General features: G+C 55.4%; 15 protein-coding genes and 1 tRNA gene. 9 read left to right on the top strand and 7 right to left on the bottom strand.

Features of this window, described 5'->3' with window-relative positions; all coding sequences use genetic code 11:
* Positions 1 to 143 precede the first annotated feature (143 nt).
* Positions 144 to 797 (top strand): FkbM family methyltransferase, encoded by a 654-nt coding sequence (locus tag EBB79_RS09820; protein ID WP_127748723.1) that lies wholly within the window; start codon positions 144 to 146, stop codon positions 795 to 797.
* A gap of 263 nt (positions 798 to 1060) precedes the next feature.
* On the opposite strand, the gene EBB79_RS09815 is transcribed toward EBB79_RS09820, so the two are convergent.
* The 5 genes from EBB79_RS09815 to pdxH form a co-directional block, all read right to left on the bottom strand.
* Positions 1061 to 4717: a vitamin B12-dependent ribonucleotide reductase gene (locus EBB79_RS09815; protein WP_127748722.1), complete on the bottom strand. Its 3657-nt coding sequence runs from the start codon at positions 4715 to 4717 to the stop codon at positions 1061 to 1063.
* Between the two features lie 723 nt (positions 4718 to 5440).
* Positions 5441 to 5517, bottom strand: a tRNA-Pro gene (locus tag EBB79_RS09810).
* Positions 5518 to 5561: 44 nt separating this feature from the next.
* Positions 5562 to 6032 (bottom strand): DUF192 domain-containing protein, encoded by a 471-nt coding sequence (locus EBB79_RS09805; protein ID WP_127748721.1) that lies wholly within the window; start codon positions 6030 to 6032, stop codon positions 5562 to 5564.
* A gap of 10 nt (positions 6033 to 6042) precedes the next feature.
* The gene (locus EBB79_RS09800; protein WP_127748720.1) at positions 6043 to 6576 is read right to left on the bottom strand and encodes a cold-shock protein; all 534 of its coding nucleotides are present in this window, start codon (positions 6574 to 6576) and stop codon (positions 6043 to 6045) included.
* Between the two features lie 125 nt (positions 6577 to 6701).
* A complete protein-coding gene (pdxH, locus tag EBB79_RS09795; protein WP_127748719.1) occupies positions 6702 to 7307 on the bottom strand; it encodes a pyridoxamine 5'-phosphate oxidase in 606 nt (201 codons plus the stop codon).
* 129 nt (positions 7308 to 7436) lie between these two features.
* Here pdxH and fabI point away from each other — a divergent pair, with 129 nt between their 5' ends.
* The 6 genes from fabI (at position 7437) to trpE (ending at position 14297) form a co-directional block, all read left to right on the top strand.
* Positions 7437 to 8243: an enoyl-ACP reductase FabI gene (gene fabI, locus EBB79_RS09790; RefSeq protein WP_127748718.1), complete on the top strand. Its 807-nt coding sequence runs from the start codon at positions 7437 to 7439 to the stop codon at positions 8241 to 8243.
* Positions 8240 to 8854 carry a LysE family translocator gene (locus EBB79_RS09785; RefSeq protein WP_127748717.1) on the top strand — a complete coding sequence of 205 codons (615 nt, stop codon included), beginning with the start codon at positions 8240 to 8242 and terminating at the stop codon, positions 8852 to 8854. Before fabI ends, EBB79_RS09785 begins: the two co-directional genes overlap by 4 nt.
* Before the next feature lie 23 nt (positions 8855 to 8877).
* A complete protein-coding gene (gpt, locus tag EBB79_RS09780; protein WP_127748716.1) occupies positions 8878 to 9381 on the top strand; it encodes a xanthine phosphoribosyltransferase in 504 nt (167 codons plus the stop codon).
* 217 nt (positions 9382 to 9598) lie between these two features.
* Positions 9599 to 10774, top strand: coding sequence for an aminotransferase (locus tag EBB79_RS09775; RefSeq protein ID WP_127748715.1), 1176 nt, complete (start codon positions 9599 to 9601; stop codon positions 10772 to 10774).
* A 151-nt stretch (positions 10775 to 10925) separates the two neighbouring features.
* Positions 10926 to 12770: a peptidylprolyl isomerase gene (locus EBB79_RS09770; RefSeq protein ID WP_127748714.1), complete on the top strand. Its 1845-nt coding sequence runs from the start codon at positions 10926 to 10928 to the stop codon at positions 12768 to 12770.
* Positions 12771 to 12785: 15 nt separating this feature from the next.
* Complete coding sequence (gene trpE, locus EBB79_RS09765; RefSeq protein ID WP_127748713.1) at positions 12786 to 14297, top strand: anthranilate synthase component I; 1512 nt, start codon at positions 12786 to 12788, stop codon at positions 14295 to 14297.
* A gap of 289 nt (positions 14298 to 14586) precedes the next feature.
* On the opposite strand, the gene EBB79_RS09760 is transcribed toward trpE, so the two are convergent.
* Positions 14587 to 15330, bottom strand: coding sequence for a sulfite exporter TauE/SafE family protein (locus EBB79_RS09760; RefSeq protein WP_127748712.1), 744 nt, complete (start codon positions 15328 to 15330; stop codon positions 14587 to 14589).
* A 70-nt stretch (positions 15331 to 15400) separates the two neighbouring features.
* Positions 15401 to 17038 carry a divergent polysaccharide deacetylase family protein gene (locus EBB79_RS09755; protein WP_127748711.1) on the bottom strand — a complete coding sequence of 546 codons (1638 nt, stop codon included), beginning with the start codon at positions 17036 to 17038 and terminating at the stop codon, positions 15401 to 15403.
* Positions 17039 to 17227: 189 nt separating this feature from the next.
* On the opposite strand from EBB79_RS09755, the gene EBB79_RS09750 reads away from it, so the two are divergent.
* The gene (locus EBB79_RS09750) at positions 17228 to 17809 is read left to right on the top strand and encodes an anthranilate synthase component II (RefSeq protein WP_127748710.1); all 582 of its coding nucleotides are present in this window, start codon (positions 17228 to 17230) and stop codon (positions 17807 to 17809) included.
* Complete coding sequence (trpD, locus tag EBB79_RS09745) at positions 17806 to 18828, top strand: anthranilate phosphoribosyltransferase (RefSeq protein ID WP_127748709.1); 1023 nt, start codon at positions 17806 to 17808, stop codon at positions 18826 to 18828. Before EBB79_RS09750 ends, trpD begins: the two co-directional genes overlap by 4 nt.
* Positions 18829 to 18831: the final 3 nt, after the last annotated feature.

Raw genomic sequence — 18831 nt, 5'->3', positions numbered from 1 at the left:
GAACGTTCCCCCTACCAACCAAACAGGAGAATTCATCGCCGAAAGAAACCGCTCACGTTTTTTCAAGAATTCCAATGGTCCTTGCCACAGGTCCGTCTGGCCTGTAGACCGCATCTTTTGGCAGTAAAAGGCTGTTTCTGATCATGGCATCCCTGAAACGTTGGCTCGACCGCAGACGCAACCCTTGGAAAGGAGTGTTTTTTGATGCTTTCCAAAAGTTCAGAGCTGAGAATGGCCAGGCCAGGCTAAGTCACTACGAAGACCTGCCAGCTGGTGCCGTGGTTTTGGATATCGGCGGATTTCGAGGTGAATGGAGTGATATTGTTCTAAGCCAGCAACCCGATTGCACCATCCATGTCTTTGAACCTCACCCTGTTTTCGCCGAAAACTTGAGAGACAAATATAAATCGGATAACCGCGTCCAAGTCCACGAATGTGCACTTGGTGCCGAGAACGGGACACTGCAACTATCCGATGCAGGGGATGCATCCTCTGCAGTTGCCGAACATAGCCGTAGTTTTCAGGCCCCGGTGGTCCCTGTTTCAAGCTTTTTTGAAGAACATGGTTTGAAAGATGTGGCGCTTGCAAAGATTAACATCGAAGGCGGCGAATATACTTTGTTACCCGCGCTGATTGAGGCAGGCTTAATGCCTTGTATTGCCCGTCTCCAGGTTCAGTTCCACTTGTTCGAACCTCAACTGCAGCTGGCCCGCGAAACTATCATTGCTGGCTTGTCCAAAAGCCATAGCCAAGTCTGGTGCTACACTTTTGTTTGGGAAGAATGGAAGCGCGACTGAGCAATCCAACAGGTCGAAAAAAAGGGGGGTACAAGACCCCCCAAGTTTCGCTATCCAAGCGCTATAATTTACCGCCCGTTTTGTTATTGCCTGCTGCCTGAATAGCGTCTGGGGCAAGCGCACCCGCCCCGTGTCTTGGTCAGGTGGGCAATGTATTGCCCGTCCTGTGTTTTTCATGACCCGAACCCAAATGCCGTTCGAACCTTAAATGCCCATTATGGCATATTGTAGTGACGCGCCCCATTGACTGGGACGCGCGGTGATCAGCTGCAGCCGGATGTGCCGCCGCAAGTGTTACACTTCATGCAGGTGCCGTTGCGCACCAATGTGTAATTGCCGCACTCGTTACAGGCCTCGCCCTCATAGCCTTGCATTTTTGCCTTGGTGCGCGCTGTCATACCGGGATTGCCCAAGCTAGGTGCCGCAGCAGCTGAGTTTGTTTCAGGCACCAAAGTTTGCAAAGATGACACCGGATCGGCACCGTCCGTTAAACCTGTAACGTCGTTTTGCCCGCCCTGAAGAACCACAAGATCCTGCGGCATCCGCTTGCGCAGATAGCCGGTTGAAGAAATCTGCTTGAGCACCTCCAGCGATCTACTGGCGGCGGTTTCACTGATTTCAGAAACGTTTGATACGCCTTCTTCCTCGCCACGTCCGATATCATCAAATGTCGCGCCCTCAGGTTTAACATGCGCCAGATCGGTGCGGTCCAGATAGCTGACTGCCAACTCCCGGAACACATAGTCCAGAATTGACGTTGCATTCTTAATGCTGTCGTTGCCCTGAACCATGCCGGCGGGTTCAAACTTGGTAAAGGTAAATGCATCAACGAATTCTTCGAGCGGAACGCCGTATTGCAGGCCAACCGAGACCGCAATGGCAAAATTGTTCATCATCGCCCGAAAGCCAGCGCCTTCTTTGTGCATGTCGATGAAGATCTCACCCAGGGTGCCGCCCTCATACTCGCCGGTCCGCAGATAGACTTTATGGCCACCAACAACCGCCTTTTGAGTATAACCCTTGCGGCGATGTGGCATCTTCTCGCGGTGCGATTTGATGATCTCTTTGACGATGACTTTTTCCACGATTTTTTCAGCCAGAACAGCGGCCTTTTCATGGACGTTGCCGGTTTCCAGCACTTCGGCCGCGTCGTCATCATCTTCAACCAGTGCCGCTGCAAGCGGCTGGCTTAGCTTTGATCCGTCGCGGTAAAGCGCGTTGGCTTTAATGCCCAGGCTCCAGCTTAGCTCATATGCGTTCAGGCAATCCTCGATAGTGGCATCGTTCGGCATATTGATTGTCTTGGAGATAGCCCCCGAGATAAACGACTGCGCCGCAGCCATCATGGTGATGTGGCTATCTACCGGCAGGAAACGTTTGCCTTTCTTGCCGCAAGCATTGGCGCAATCAAAGATGTGATAATGCGCTTGCTTCAGATGCGGTGCACCTTCCAGCGTCATGGTGCCACAGACATGGTCATTGGCAGCCTCGATGTCGGCCTTGGTAAAACCAAGATGGCGCAGTAAATCAAAGGTCGGATCGTTCAGCTTGGGCGTGGGGATTCCCAGAACACCGGTGCAGAAATCTTCGCCCAGGGTCCACTGATTGAAGACAAAGCGGATGTCAAAGGCGCTTTCCAAAGCGGCATCAATCTTGGACAGCTCATTCGGGCCAAACCCATGCCCCGCCAGCGAAGTATGGTTGATAGCTGGCGCATTGCCGATAGTGCCGTGGCCCACTGCATAGCCGGTGATCTCTTCGATTTGAGACGAGGAATACCCCAGACCTTCCAATGCCGACGGCACCGATCGGTTGATAATTTTGAAATAACCGCCACCAGCCAGTTTCTTGAATTTGACCAATGCAAAGTCAGGCTCAATTCCGGTGGTGTCGCAGTCCATCACCAGACCGATGGTCCCGGTTGGGGCAATCACTGTGGTCTGGGCATTGCGGTAGCCGTGTTTTTCACCCAGCGTCAGCGCCTCGTCCCAGGCGCTTTTGGCCAGATCCGTCAGCCGTGCGTCAGGGCAATTGTGCAGGTCCAGAGGCACCGGATTGACTGATAACCCCTGGTAACCATCCGTCTTGCTATAGGCGGCGTTGCGGTGATTGCGGATCACCCGCAGCATATTTTCAGCGTTCCGGCCATAGCCGTCAAACGGACCCAGTTCTCCAGCCATTTCAGCTGAAGTGGTGTAGGCAACACCGGTCATTAGCGCCGTCAGCGCACCACAGAGGGAGCGGCCTTCGTCACTGTCATAGCCGTGACCCATGTTCATCAGCAAGCCGCCAATATTGGCATAGCCCAGGCCTAACGTACGGAAATCATAGGACAGTTGCGCGATTTCCTTGGACGGGAACTGCGCCATCATCACCGACACTTCCAGCGTCATCGTCCACAGACGGCAGGCGTGCATATAGTCCTCGGCCTGGAACGTGCCATCCTTAAGGAAGGTCAGCAGGTTGATCGACGCCAGATTACAGGCGGTATTGTCCAGGAACATGTATTCGGAACAGGGGTTCGATCCGCGAATCTCACCGTCGGCCGGACAGGTGTGCCAGTCGTTAACCGTGTCGTGATACTGAATGCCCGGATCCGCACAGGCCCAGGCGGCGTGGCCAACCCGGTCCCACAGATCGCGCGCCTTGATGGTTTTTGAAACCTTGCCATCGGTGCGGTTGATCAACTGCCAATCAGCGTTCTTTTCAACGGCGGTCAGAAAAGCATTGGTGACCCGGATCGAATTGTTCGAGTTCTGCCCTGAAACCGAGTTATAGGCCTCGGAATCCCAGTCGGTGTCATAGGTCGGGAATTCTATGCTGGTGTGGCCCTGTTTGGCGTAATCCAAAACCCGTTTGATATAGGTTTCAGGAATCATCATCTTCTTGGCTTCGCGGATTGCCGTCTTCAACGTTGTGTTGCTGGCCGCGTCATAGGCATCTGCCTCGGCGCCATCCCAGGACCGGATCGCCTCAAAGATACTGTTCAGCATCTTCTCATGCATTTTGGACCCGGCAACAATAGAGGCAACCTTTTGCTCTTCGAGCACCTTCCACTCGATGAATTGCTCAATATCGGGGTGGTCTGCGTCGACGATAACCATCTTAGCGGCGCGGCGCGTGGTGCCGCCCGATTTGATCGCACCGGCTGCCCGGTCTCCGATTTTCAGGAAACCCATCAGACCCGAAGACTTGCCACCTCCGGACAGGGCCTCACCCGCACCCCGTAAGTGGCTAAAATTGGTGCCCGTTCCGGAGCCATATTTGAACAGGCGCGCTTCGCGCACCCAAAGATCCATAATGCCACCCTCGTTGACCAGATCGTCCTGCACGCCTTGAATGAAGCAGGCGTGTGGCTGGGGATGCTCGTAGGAACTGTTGGACTTGGTCAGTTTACCAGTCTTGTGATCCACATAATGGTGACCCTGCGCCGGACCATCGATACCATAAGCCCAATGTAACCCGGTATTGAACCACTGCGGACTATTGGGCGCCGCGCGCTGGCTGGCCAACATGAAACGCATCTCGTCATAATAGGCCTGTGCGTCTTCCTCGGTGGTGAAATAGCCACCTTTCCAGCCCCAATAAGCCCAAGCCCCCGCCAACCGGTCAAACACCTGCTTTGAGGAAGTCTCGCCGCCGAACTCAACATCATCGCCGTCGGGAACCGACCGCCACAGGAATTCTGGCACGTTCTTCTCACGTATCTTTTTAACACGAGATGGCACGCCGGCTTTGCGGAAATACTTTTGAGCAATCACATCGCTGGCGACTTGGCTCCAGCTTGATGGTACTTTTACGTTATCGAGACGAAACACGATTGTTCCGTCCGGATTTCGGATTTCCGACGTTGCAGAGATGAAATTCAGATCTGCATAGGCATCCCGCCCGGCGGTGGTGAACTTTCTTTCAATCTTCATTCTGCTGCCTTTGCCTTCAAGTTTTTTTGGTGCGTTGCCCGCGCACGACCCACTTTTAGATACGCAAAAACCAACCGTGGGCAACACACGGACAAGCGTGCGCCTTGACCAAAACAGGCCCTCAATACGGAGGTTTCAATTGCTATTTTGTCGATGTTGCCCCACAGGAAGATCACGCTAGATCTAGTGGCACTCCATCTGATGGCTACAATTTGGCGTATATTTGCATATTTGGTCAACGCTAAAGTTAGCCCAAAATGCACTCTTTTTTGTTGACCTACTTTTAAAGTTCTGGCCCATAAAACCGCAAGTGATTCATCCACAGGAGATCGCGCTAAATTTTTGAGGATAGCCAGTAGAACCCCAAAGAGATTTATCTCAACAAAGTAACGAGTTGTTGACTGTCCCTCATGAGAGCTGAGTGAACGGTCCTGCAAAAACTACACCGCTGTAGCTGAGTCCCTGCAAAAATCCACTGCCTTTATCGCAGTTCTAATATCCAAATTGGTTAATTAATGATTAATACCAAATACAGGTTCAACGGGTAGTTTTCGGTGTACATGTGGCCTCAATACCGCAATTTCCAACATCCTGAATTATTACGGCAGAGGCAATAACTCAGTTTTTACGCTGCTTTTAAGAATCGGCGAATATCGGGGGATTTAATTTTTACCCTGTCCAGTGAACGCCCAATGACCAGGGCATCACTGAACAAGAGAAAATTGGTCGGGACGGAGAGATTCGAACTCGCGACCCCCTGTACCCAAAACAGGTGCGCTACCAGACTGCGCCACGCCCCGGACCGTGCGCCTTCTCTAGCTGCGCCCAAAGGATTCGAAAACCCCTAACATGGCCATTTAGGCAGTCCTTTTGAAAAAACACTTTGGCGCATTTCAGTGCCGACAGAAATGCCATATCGGGCCGCCAATCCAGCGTTAATTTCAAGCACAGCAAAGACTTGGTCACCGCCGGGAATTGGGCTTAAATCGCCGGGGATTGCATCAGAGTGCACCCGTGTAACGACGCCGTTCACATCCGTGAAAATAATATCCAGAGGCAACAGTGTATTCTTCATCCAGAAGCTCGCGCGCTGCGGGTATTCATAAACAAATAACATGCCCGCGCCACGCGGCATGGTCTCTCGGAACATCAATCCCTGGGCCCGTTCCTCTTGGGTATCCGCAATTTCAATTGTAAAGGACGCCTGCCCCCAATCGCCCCGTAAATCGACGCGATCTGGCTGGCACCCGGCCTGCGCCGCACCAGAAACAGTTGCAGCAATACCCAAGGTCAGTGCTGCAACGTAATTGATCATGCAGATTTGCTCACGTTTCAGACTCTACAGCATTTTCCCAGGCCAGAACCTCGACCGCCATACGACCACGGTTGCCATCAATGACCCGCATCGCCAAGGCTTCGCCGGGCTGCAAGTCTGCCAGTCCCGACTGACGTAGGACTTCGACGTGTAAAAAAACATCGTCGTTGCTACCAAACACGTTGGCAAAGCCAAAACCCTTGCCCTTATCAAACCACTTGACCCGCGCCGCTTCCAGCGGCTCGGACCGTATGGCATCAAGATCAAGATCAGCGAAATCAGCAAGCACCGGTGTATCATCACGCTCGGGCGCAACAATCGAAACCACTTCGACAGCCTGAACACCGCGATCCGTGTTATGAGTGAGAATTACAATGTCAGCGCCATCTGCAACAGAACTTTGGCCAAAGTTCCGTAACACATTTACATGTAACAAGATATCCGGGCCGCCAGACTCAGAGACCACAAAGCCATATCCTTTAGCTGGGTCGAACCATTTAACCTGGCCTTGCACTTGATGCATGCTACTTAAATCTTCTGCCACTTTAGAGCCCACCGCGTGTTCTTGTTTTTATTGCTGTTGGAATAGTTAATGCGCCAGACTCTACACCTGTTTCAAGTCTAAAAGATTCGTTTTCCCTCCCCTTTGTTTTTCTTGCCACACAAGACTCACGGGCTAATTCGGGTAACTGCCCAAGGTAACGTGGCGTCAGCTCGCCGCCAAACAAATCGGTCATGTAGCCGGAATTTTCCATCCGCCCAAAATTCTATTTCCGTTGGGATCAACCGATACCCGCCCCAAAAAGGAGGCCGTATGGGGGACGTTCCTTTAGTTGCTGTGATTTTTGCGACCTCGGCCATCAGCGCCGCCCGGCTGGACAGTGGCTGTGACTGATGCGAGGCCCAGGCGCCCAGCCGACTTTGCAAAGAGCGAGACTGATAATAGGTATCGGCCTGCGGGCCATCTTCACGCGTGATGTCCCCTCGCACTCGAATCTGGCGACGGAGCGACTTCCAGTGCATCACAAAGGCGGCTTTTCCCGCTTGATCCAACTCGTTCGCCTTGGCGCTTTCGTAATTGGTATAAAACACAAAGGCCGCCGCTTCGATTTCTTTTAACAGCACCATACGTGCATTTGGCATCCCATCGGCATCGACGGTTGACAGCGCAATTGCGTTGGCATCATTGGGCTCTGCCGTTTCGGCCTCGGCCAACCAAGTCCGGGCAATCTCAAATGGATCATCCCCTGTAAAAATTCCACTGCGGTCTGACATTGATCCCTCACACGTTGTTATTGGCACCCTAGGCAGCTTGATCGCGACCTACAAGACGCCAACCCTTGAAGCAAACCGCCCAATAACCTAAACATCCCCAAATCACGCGAACACGGGCGGAGAACCTGCATGTCTAATCAACTGATGGCCGGAAAGCGCGGCCTTATCATGGGCCTGGCCAACAACAAATCAATCGCCTGGGGCATTGCTCAGGCCTGCGCCGATGCGGGCGCTGAATTGGCCTTTTCCTATCAGGGCGAAGCGCTCAAAAAACGGGTCGGGCCACTGGCTGAACAATTGGGCAGCGATACTGTCCTGCCCTGTGACGTTTCTGACGAGTCGTCAATCGACGCACTGTTTAACGCATTGGAAGAAAAGTGGGGCAAGCTGGATTTTGTGGTTCATGCCATTGGCTTCTCCGACAAGGGCGAGCTGCGCGGGCGCTATGTCGACACCAGCCGCTCCAACTTCCAGATGACCATGGACATCTCGGTCTATTCCTTCACGGCCGTTGTAAAGCGCGCTGAGAAAATGATGACTGAGGGCGGATCATTTCTGACCATGACATATTACGGTGCCGAGCAGGTGATGCCGCACTACAATGTCATGGGTGTTGCCAAGGCCGCACTGGAGGCATCAGTCAAGTATCTGGCCGAAGATCTGGGCAAAGACGGTATTCGCGTCAACGCCATTTCAGCTGGCCCTATCAAAACACTGGCGGCTTCGGGCATCGGTGACTTCCGCTATATCATGAAGTGGAACGAGTATAACTCGCCCCTTCGCCGCAATGTGACCATTGATGACGTCGGCAAATCGGCCCTGTACCTGCTATCTGACCTCAGCTCGGGCGTGACCGGTGAAAACCTGCACGTCGATGCAGGCTATCATGTGGTTGGCATGAAGGCCGTGGATGCACCGGATATGTCCAAAGAATGAGCCTCGCCGCCTTTATTGCCGCAGTTTTGCTCTGCCTGATGGCGGCCATCAGCCCCGGCCCTGCCGTGGTGATGGCGGCGCGCATCGGATTGACCGAAGGCTGGCGCAGCGGAGTTGCGCTGGCCATCGGAATCGGTGCGGGCGCGGTGACTTGGGCGGGCGCGGCACTGTTTGGATTGGCGCTGCTGTTTGACTATGCGCCAATCCTTTTAACCGTCCTGAAGATCGGCGGCGCAACTCTGCTGATCTGGATGGCTTATAAAATGTGGCGCGACGCAGATACCCCCATCGCCGAAGTTGCCCTACCGGCCACGCCACGGACGCCATTTGGTGCATTTCGGCTGGGACTGGTGACCCAGTTTGCCAACCCAAAACCAGCCGTGTTCTTTGGCGCGGTTTTTGTCGGCACGGTTCCCACCGGGACCTCTGGGACAGTAATGGCGGCCCTGCTGATCTGTATTTTCCTAGGCGAAACCCTGTGGAACGCCCTTGTCGCACGGCTTTTTTCTTTGGAAAAAACCCGTCTCGTCTATATCAACATGAAACATCTGATTGATCGAACCTTTGGCGGGCTGCTAGCCTTGCTGGGGATCAAGATCGCAGCAACCTGACGCACTCAGCGGAGAGCCCCATTATGACCGATCGTCTGCCACATGAAAAAGGCTTTCACATTTCCTGGGATCAAATCCACCGGGACAGCCGGGCCCTGGCCTGGCGTCTGGATGGGCAAGGCCCAAAAGACGGAGGCTGGCGCGCGATTGTTGCCATCACCCGTGGCGGCATGGCGCCCGCGATGATTGTCGCGCGTGAGCTGGATATCCGCACCGTCGATACCATCTCGGTGCAGTCGTATCACCATCAGGATCAGGGCGAAGCCGAGGTATTGAAAGCTCCGAACGCTGACATGATGAGAGATGGAGAGGGCATTTTGATCATTGATGATCTGGTGGACAGTGGCCGCACCTTGGAATTGGTGCGCAGCCTGTTCCCAAAAGCGCATTTTGCCACGGTCTACGCCAAACCCAAGGGTCGCTCGCAGGTCGAGACCTTTATAACCGAAGTCAGCCAGGACACCTGGATCTTCTTCCCTTGGGATATGGCCCTGCAATACGTCGAACCCTATCGCGGCACCGACTGATTTCAGACCCCATTTGAAATACAACACAAGCGCGCTCCCCATCGGAGCGCGCTTTTTGGTTTTCAGTCTGCGTCGCTGATTTATCGCCCATTCTTCTTGCAACCAGTTCCTGCCTCTGCCAGTCATTAGCTGAATTTCTGCCGACTTTACTTCAGTTGCTTTGGTTCATCACAGATTATCCGAAGATCCACTTAAGCCGAGCAACAGGAACCCGAAAATGTCGATGTCCCGCACCCGTTCAACCTTCGTTTCTCCTATTGTCGAGGCGTATAGCTGGCTTGACGGCATGACCTTCCCGTCGGACCGTCCCCTGTTAAACGTCAGTCAGGCAGCGCCAATAGATCCCCCACCCGAGGGCCTTCGTCAAGCAATGGCAGAGTCGGCACTGAACGACAACAGTGCCCATCTTTATGGAGCAGTCTTAGGCCGCAATGATCTGCGAACCGGGCTGGCCGCCCAGATTTCAGCGCATTACGACGCCGAGGTGTCGGGCGACCAGATCGGCATTACGTCGGGGTGCAATCAGGCCTTTGCCGCCACCATAGCCTCTCTTTGTGAGGACGGGGACGAGGTCATCATTCCGGCTCCTTGGTATTTCAACCACAAAATGTGGCTGGATATGTCCGGTGTCAGCGCTGTTCCCCTGATGGTGGATCCTGACATGCGACCCGACATTGATAAGGCAGCAGCCCTGATCAGCGCGCGCACCCGCGCCATTGCGCTGGTCTCGCCTAATAACCCCTGCGGCACCGAATACCCCGCTGACCTATTGCGCGCGTTTTATGATCTGGCAAAATCCAACGGGTTGGCCCTGATCCTGGACGAGACCTATCGCGATTTCGACAGCCGGTCCGGTCCGCCGCATCAGTTGCTGCAACTGCCCGATTGGGATCAAACGCTGATCCACCTTTATTCGTTCTCCAAGGCCTACCGGTTGACAGGCCACCGCGTTGGCGCCATCGCCACCTCACCAGCCCAGTTAATTGAGATGGGGAAATTCATCGATACGGTTACAATTTGCCCCAACCAACTGGGTCAGATTGGCGCGCTTTGGGGCATTGAGAACCTGTCAGATTGGGTGGCAGGCGAACGAGATGAGATCCTGGATCGCCGCGCAGCCATTCACGAAGGCTTTGCAATTCTTGCCGAACGAGGCTGGAAACTACTTGGCTGCGGCGCCTATTTTGCCTATGTCGAGCACCCGTTTACGCAAGACTCGGCAGATATTGCACGTAAACTGGTAACCGACGCGTCGATCCTAATGCTGCCCGGTTCTATGTTCATGCCCAGCGATGATCCGGCGGGTGCACGGCAGTTTCGCATTGCCTTTGCCAATGTAGACCGCGCCGGCATTGACGAGCTGTTCCACCGCTTGGCCTCGTTTCAACCCTAGGGCCGGGTTTGATTATTCCTTATGGCGCCGCAACACTGCTTGCTCCTTACCGGGTGGCAGCGTATTCAGGGCATCAGAAAATTTTACACCCCACTGCGGCACCTGGTTCAAGGGCGCATTATGCAGCGGCACCGACAAATAAGAGGGCATCATGGCCGTAGGCATGAAACATCTTTCAAAAACCTTCGTGTGGATCCTGATGGGGTTGATCATGTTCGGCCTTGTGGGCTTTGGCGCCGTTAGCTTCACGGGTTCGAACGCGCCCGTTGCTTCGGTTGGCAATCAGGAAATATCCATGCAGGAGTATTATCTTGCACTGCAACGCGAACAGCGTGCCCTGCAGGCGCAGACCGGGCAACTGATCCCCATGGCGCAGCTCGCTGCACTGGGTATGGATCGCCAGGTCCTGAACCAATTGGTTCTGGTTGCAGCCATCGACAACGAAGTTGAACAACTTGGAATTTCCATCGGTGACGAAAATTTGCTGAAGGAAATCGTTGAAATTCCGAGCTTTCAAGGCATCAGCGGTGAGTTTGACCGTGAATCCTATGAGTATGCTCTGAACAATGCCGGTCTGAACGAGCGCGACTTTGAAGATGATCTGCGCCGTGAATCTGCCCGGACGTTGGTGCAGGGGGCGATGATGGTCGGAGCAGAAATGCCGACAACCATGCGCGATACCATTACCAGCTTTATCGGCGCACGCCGCAGCTTCTCTTGGGTTCAACTGGGCAACGACGAAACCGCAATGATCGCATTGGCACCAACAGATGCCGAGTTACAGGCCTTTTACGATGCCAACCCCGATCAGTTCATTCTGCCCGAAACCAAGGAAATCACCTATGTATTGATGTCACCTGACATGCTGATTGATCAGGTCGAAATCGATCAACAAGCACTGCAGGACCTGTTTCAGGATCGCGCTGATCAGTATCAAGCGCCAGAACGCCGCTTGGTGGAGCGTCTGGTCTTTGCCGATGAAGCCTCTGCCGCAAGCGCTAAGGCCCAGTTGGAAACAGGTGGAACCACGTTTGAGGCTCTGGTTGATGACCGTGGACTGGCACTGGCCGACGTTGACATGGGCGACATGACTATCGGCGCGTTGGGCGCCGCTGGGCAGGACGTGTTTTCGGCACAGGTTGGTGATGTTATAGGTCCCCTGCCCTCGACGCTTGGCCCGGCTTTGTTCCGGATCAATGGCCGTCTAGAGGCGCGCGTCACCGTGTTGGCCGATGTTGAGGCCGAGCTGCGCAATGAGCTGGCTATTGGCCGCGCCCGTCGCCTGATCGAGCAACAATCCGAAGAGATCGATGATCTTCTGGCAGGTGGTGCAACCCTGGAAGAGATCGCTGGCGAAACGGACATGGAGTTGGGCCAGATCAACTGGACAGCTGAAAGCAGCGACAGTGTCGCTGCCTATAACGGCTTCCGCGTGGCCGCTGCCGCCGTAACTGACGAAGACTTTCCTGCCGTCGAATTCCTCGAGGACGGCAGCCTGTTCGCCATCCGCCTGGATACAACCCTGCCCGCACGCCCCGAGCCACTGGCCGATGCCATGACCAAGGCTTTGCAGGGGTGGAACGCCGAACAGCGCCAGAACGCTATCACCACCGAAGCCAAAGGCATTCTTGCCCGTGCTCAAGCCAACGGTGAATTTGACGGCAACTTGACGGTGACGCCAGAAACCGGCCTGACCCGTACTGCCTATATCGACAACACCCCAGCAGACATGATGATTCAGGTGTTCGAAATGGAACCGGGAGAGCTGCGTATTGTATCCGACGAAAGCTCAACCGTGGTGTTGCGCCTGGAGGAAATCCTGCCTGCTGGCGAAAGCACCGACCTGACCGCGCTGTCAGATGCTTTGCAATCACAGCTCAACCAGGCCCTGTCTCAGGCGTTGTTTCAGGCCTTTACGCTAGACGCCCAGGTCCGAGCCCGCCCCACGGTAGACCAGCAAGCCATCAACGCCGTCCAGGCCAACTTTCTTCAGTAACCAAGGCTCCAGATCATGGCTCTGACCCCCGATTTTGACACCTTCGCCAAGGCCTATGAGGCTGGCGAAAACCAGGTTGTCTATACCCGCTTGGCCGCGGATCTCGACACTCCGGTGTCACTGATGCTGAAGCTGACAGGCGCCCAGAAAGACGCCTTTATGCTGGAATCAGTGACGGGGGGCGAGATCCGCGGTCGGTATTCCATCATCGGGATGAAGCCGGACTTGGTCTGGCGTTGCCATGGCGAGGTTTCGGCGTTGAACCGGTCGGCCCGGTTTGATGCAGAAGATTTCACCGATCAGTCCGGTGATCCAATGGACAATCTTCGGGCCCTGATCGCCGAAAGCAAGATAGATCTCCCCGAGGATCTGCCGCAGGCCGCGGCCGGGCTGTTCGGCTATCTGGGCTATGACATGGTGCGCTTGGTTGAACATCTGCCGAATGTGAACCCAGACCCACTGGGCCTGCCCGATGCGCTGATGATGCGCCCATCAGTGGTGGCTGTGTTGGACGGTGTCAAAGGCGAAGTAACCGTGGTGTCACCCTGCTGGGCCAGTGATGGGCAAAGTGCCCGTGCCGCCTACGCCCAAGCCGCAGAACGGGTGATGGACGCGGTGCGGGATCTGGAACGCGCCATGCCTGCCGACACCCGCGATCTGGGCGAGGCCGATGAAATTGCACCGCCGGTCAGCAATTTCACCAGAGACGAATATAAACAAGCGGTGGACAAGGCCAAGGACTACATCCGGGCTGGCGACATCTTTCAAGTGGTTCCATCACAGCGCTGGACACAGGACTTTCGGCAACCGCCATTTGCATTGTATCGCTCGCTGCGTCGAACAAATCCGTCGCCCTTTATGTTCTATTTCAACTTCGGCGGCTTTCAGGTGATCGGCGCCAGTCCAGAAATTCTGGTGCGGGTGTTTGGCGACGAAATCACCATTCGCCCCATTGCCGGTACCCGCCCCCGAGGCGCCACTCCCGAAGAAGACCGCGCCCTAGAGGCCGATTTGCTGGCGGATAAGAAAGAACTGGCCGAACATCTGATGCTGCTGGATCTGGGTCGCAATGACACCGGTCGGGTCGCCAAGATCGGCACCGTGCGCCCGACCGAGAAGTTCATCGTCGAACGCTACAGCCACGTGATGCATATTGTGTCCAATGTCGTGGGTGAAATGGCTGAGGGCAAAGATGCGCTAGACGCCTTCTTTGCGGGCATGCCAGCTGGTACTGTTTCCGGTGCACCCAAAGTTCGGGCGATGGAAATCATCGATGAATTGGAGCCCGAAAAACGCGGCGTCTATGGCGGCGGTGTTGGCTATTTCTCGGCTGGTGGCGACATGGACATGTGCATCGCGCTGCGCACTGCAGTGGTTCAGGATAAAAAACTGCATATCCAGGCTGGAGGCGGCGTGGTTTACGACAGTGACCCTGACGCCGAATACATGGAAACCGTACACAAATCTAACGCCATCCGCCGCGCCGCCGCTGACGCGGGCCGCTTTACGGGGAATGGAAACACTTAACCCCCGGCTTTGGATTTTGGATCGGCATAGTTCGGTCTATGAGCATGATGAATGGCGTCTCACTATTGAGGCGCCATTTCGTTTAGCATCAAAGCTATTTGATTGAGACTTAAGTCTTTTTAGTAACCCTAAGTAACCATGACGCAACATACCGTTGCAGCCTGAGTTTTTGAATGACCAGCCCCAGTTAAACTGCTTTGCTGTCTCAGCCCCAGGGTCTCCCAACGTCGAAACCCGGCGTAATATCTGATCCTATGCTTAACTTTTATGATTTAATGGCAACCTGATACTAAATGCTGCGCATGAAAAATACTGTGGTCATGACCAAACCAACAATAATCACGATCAGTTTCACCATGGCCACCGGCATGCGGCGCGCCAACCGCGCACCGACGTAGCCGCCGACTGTCGCTGCCACCATCATGACGATAGCCTCTTTCCAGTACACAACGCCTGCCAAGGCAAAAGTCAGTACAGAGGCCGCGGACAAAACAAAGGACAATACATTCTTCAGCCCGTTCATAAGGTTCAGATCGCGCATTCCCTGGGCGGAAAACAACGCAAGCAGAACAATGCCAAGCCCGCCATTGAAGTAACCACCGTAGATCGAAACCAAAAGCGTGGTGAGCCAACCGTTGCTCTCTGCCTTACCACGCGAGACAATCCAGGAATTGATGCGCCCCCCTAACAAAAATAGTATAGTGGCAAACAATAACAGCCAGGGCACGACCCAGTTGAAAACACTTGCAGGTGTCACCAGCAACAGCAGGGACCCGGCCACGCCACCAACCACCGACAGCCCCACCAGGCGAAGCAGCATCCGGCGATCAAAGGATCGCAACTCTCCGAGAAACCCCAGTGCTCCACTGGCATAGCCTGGGAAAACAGCAACGGCGCTGGTTGCATTTGCGGCGATCACAGGAACGCCGGTAAAGACCAATGCTGGAAAGGTTAAAAAGCTGCCTCCGCCCGCAATCGCATTCAGCCCGCCTGCCAGAAACGCGGCCGTGCATAGAACCACCAAGTCGATCATAAAATTTCTGCTCTATTTTGTTGGACAACAGCCGTAAGACGAAAGTGACGCGCAGCCGTTGATTGTCGTGTTAGTTGTTGGTGATCTGATAGGACAATACCGCAGAGGCCGGCGACAATGCCACCCGTGAGGCGCGATCTTGCAACCCCCAGAGCAGCAAAGCTGAGATCGTGTCAGGTCGGACCCGTCCCAGCATAATCACAGCACCTTCTTGACCAGCACGAAACGCGGCCTGATCCAGAAACCGTCGGATTGCCTTAGGGTTTTGCCCGGCTCCGTCAAAGTCACGAAAGACCACAGAAGCCGGCACGCCATCCCGTAAAGCCAGTTTCTGGACAGTATTCAAACCGTGATTTTGCGTCAGCAATCCCCGACCCGACGCCGCGACCACTGCCGAAACCTGATCGGCCAATGGCCGATTGCCCTGAAAGCCAGTACCGGTTCCCTCCAGCACACCAATGGATTCGGGCAGTGTATCAAACCAAACCGCCAGCGAAGTTTCCGCATCCTGGGGCGCAGCTTCCCGCGGCAAATCTGTCAAAACCAGCACCTCGAAACCTGCCGCCCGACGGGCCGCCATTTTTTCGGTGGCCTTCGGGTCCTGCGGATCAATTGCAAAACTCAACGGATAAGGGAAGCCGACCAGCGCCTCGGCGCCAATAGACTGGGTATCATCAATAAGGACGATCGCCATCAGGGGGCGACCTTCGGGATTTGTGAACGGTTCAGCAAAAGATTCAAACGGCGAAACCACCTGCGACTCCGATGACGGGTTTCCCGACCCTTCACTGTTGCGCTCGGTCAGCGGCACAACGGGAGTTCCAATGGTTGGGCCACCGGATGCGTCGCGCGCGTTTGTCGTAGTGGGCAGGGCCGCAATCTGTTCTCCGGGTTGATCCAGACTGTCTTCCTGAGCCTCGGCGGAATTGCCCCCCGCGTCGCGGCTTTCGCCCGGTACGAATTGCTCGGCCGGAGAATCGACCACTGTTGGCAGTTGACTAACCGGCATTGTACCTGTGTCTGGCGCAAGCATAGTTGGCACATCGACGCTCACTGCTGGCACCGTCACGGGGGCTGATTCCGGGTTTTCAGGCGCAACGGGCGCGTCTTCCGTTCCGGGGTTGGTCACGATATCAGCGCCACGGTCCCCAGCGGCGGGCCCATCAAGCGTCTCGGCGATACTTGCGATAATCTCGGGGGCTGTGGTGTCGGGATCTAATTCAGGTAATTGCGGCTCGCCACCAGGCTGCCCGGGCTGCGCAGGATCGCTGGACACCACAATCTCGGCTTCTGGCGACGGCACCGACGGCACCGGCAGCGCGTCGACAGGAACAACCGGCGAATCCGTCTGGGTCGCAACTTCCGGAGACAACCCGCCCCCTACTGACGGCTCGTCGGGATCGGACAGCGCAGTTTCATCTGCGCCAACCACAGGCCGAGATCCAGGTTCAGTATCCAGCCCCTGCAAGCCACTCAACTCAGCACCAGATTCGCCAGAGGGTGCAATTGGAGCCATCTCGACCAAATCAGCGTCGGGGCCAGGTGTTTCAATCGGCAGGCCCGTTTCATCTGTTGGCTCACTGGTTTCAGACGGTGTCTGAGCCGTGACATCAACCACTTTCGGTAACGGAGCCGACAATGACAACATGGCAGCACCTCCAACGGCAACCACGGCCCCTATACTTACCCCACCCAGGAATCCTCGCATGCCTGTCTTACCTTTCACGTCTTGCGTTTACCCGTCCAAGCTGTGGAAACTGCGCCCAACACCCCCGGTGGAAATTCTGCTGCCCCATCCTGCGCCCTTGACGCTGCCGCGCAACCCTGAACATGTATGTTGTGACCACTATAATGCGGCGTGGCCCCGCCCCGCCAGCCCTTAAACGAGCCTGTCAACATGTTGCTGCTAATAGACAACTATGATTCCTTTACCTACAATCTGGTACACTACTTGGGTGAACTGGGCGCAAAGGTCGAAATTCGCCGCAATGATGCCTTGGATGTCCAAGAAGCCATGGCAATGAACCCGTCCGGAATTTTACTGTCTCCCGGGCCTTGCGATCCTGATCAGGCCGGAATTTGTCTGGCCCTGACCCAGGCCGCCGCCGAAACCCGCACACCCCTGTTGGGCGTTTGCCTGGGCCACCAGACCATCGGTCAGACGTTTGGTGGCAAAGTTGTGCGCTGCCACGAGATCGTTCATGGCAAGATGGGCACCATGAAGCACACAGGCAAAGGTCTGTTCGCCGGTCTTCCCACGCCGTTCGAGGCAACCCGGTATCACTCGCTGGTGGTCGACCGCGACACATTTCCCGATAGCCTGGAGATCACCGCTGAGCTGGAAGATGGCACTATTATGGGGTTACAGCACAAGACACTGCCCATTCACGGTGTTCAGTTCCATCCCGAATCCATCGCCTCGGAACATGGCCACGCGTTGCTAAAGAACTTCCTGAATGACATGAAGGTGCCCGCATGAGCGACCAACTCAAACCGCTGATCGGTGCATCGGCAGAACGCCCTCTGACACGCGACGAGGCCGAACAAGCCTTTACTTTGTTGTTTGAGGGCGAGGCCACGCCCAGCCAGATCGGTGGCTTGTTGATGGCGCTGCGCACACGTGGTGAAACGGTAGATGAATATGCCGCCGCCGCCGCCGTAATGCGGGCCAAGTGCCATGCGGTAAAGGCCCCGGCAGGGGCGATGGACATTGTCGGCACCGGCGGCGATGGCAAACACACGCTGAACATCTCAACAGCCACAGCCTTTGTCACTGCGGGTGCCGGCGTGGTGGTTGCAAAACATGGCAACCGCAACCTGTCATCCCGGTCTGGCACTGCAGACGTTCAAACCCAGATGGGCATCAACGTGATGGTGACCCCGGATGTGGTTGAAAAGGCCCTGGCGGACTGTGGGATTGCCTTCATGATGGCGCCAATGCACCATCCAGCCACGGCCCATGTGATGCCAACACGGCAGGAACTGGGAACCCGTACCATTTTCAACATTCTAGGCCCTTTAACCAATCCAGCCGGCGCCAAACGTCAGCTGACCGGAGCCTTTACCCGTGACCTGATCCGGCCGATGGCGGAAACCCTGGGCCAACTCGGCTCTGAACGCGCCTGGTTGGTGCACGGGTCTGACGGCACTGATGAGCTGACCATTACCGGTGTCAGCTGGGTCTCGGCCCTCGAAGAAGACGGCAGCATCAACGACTTTGAACTGCACCCCAACGAGGCAAACCTTCCAGTGCATCCCTTTGAGGACATCATAGGCGGCAACCCCGAAGACAACGCAAACGCGTTTCGCGCACTGCTGAACGGCGAACAGTCCGCCTACCGCGACGCTGTCTTGCTGAACACCGCCGCGGCATTGGTGGTTGCCGGGAAAACTGACAAACTGCGCGAAGGTGTTGAAATGGCCCGCGAAAGCATTGATTCAGGTGCCGCAAAATCGAAACTGGAAGCCTTGGCACGGATCACCTCCGGGGCGTCCTGATCC

This window comes from Parasedimentitalea marina (assembly GCF_004006175.1).
GTDB lineage: Bacteria > Pseudomonadota > Alphaproteobacteria > Rhodobacterales > Rhodobacteraceae > Parasedimentitalea > Parasedimentitalea marina.
The sequence above is the reverse complement of the archived record's forward strand: the minus strand, read 5'-3'. Positions and strand labels throughout refer to the sequence as shown.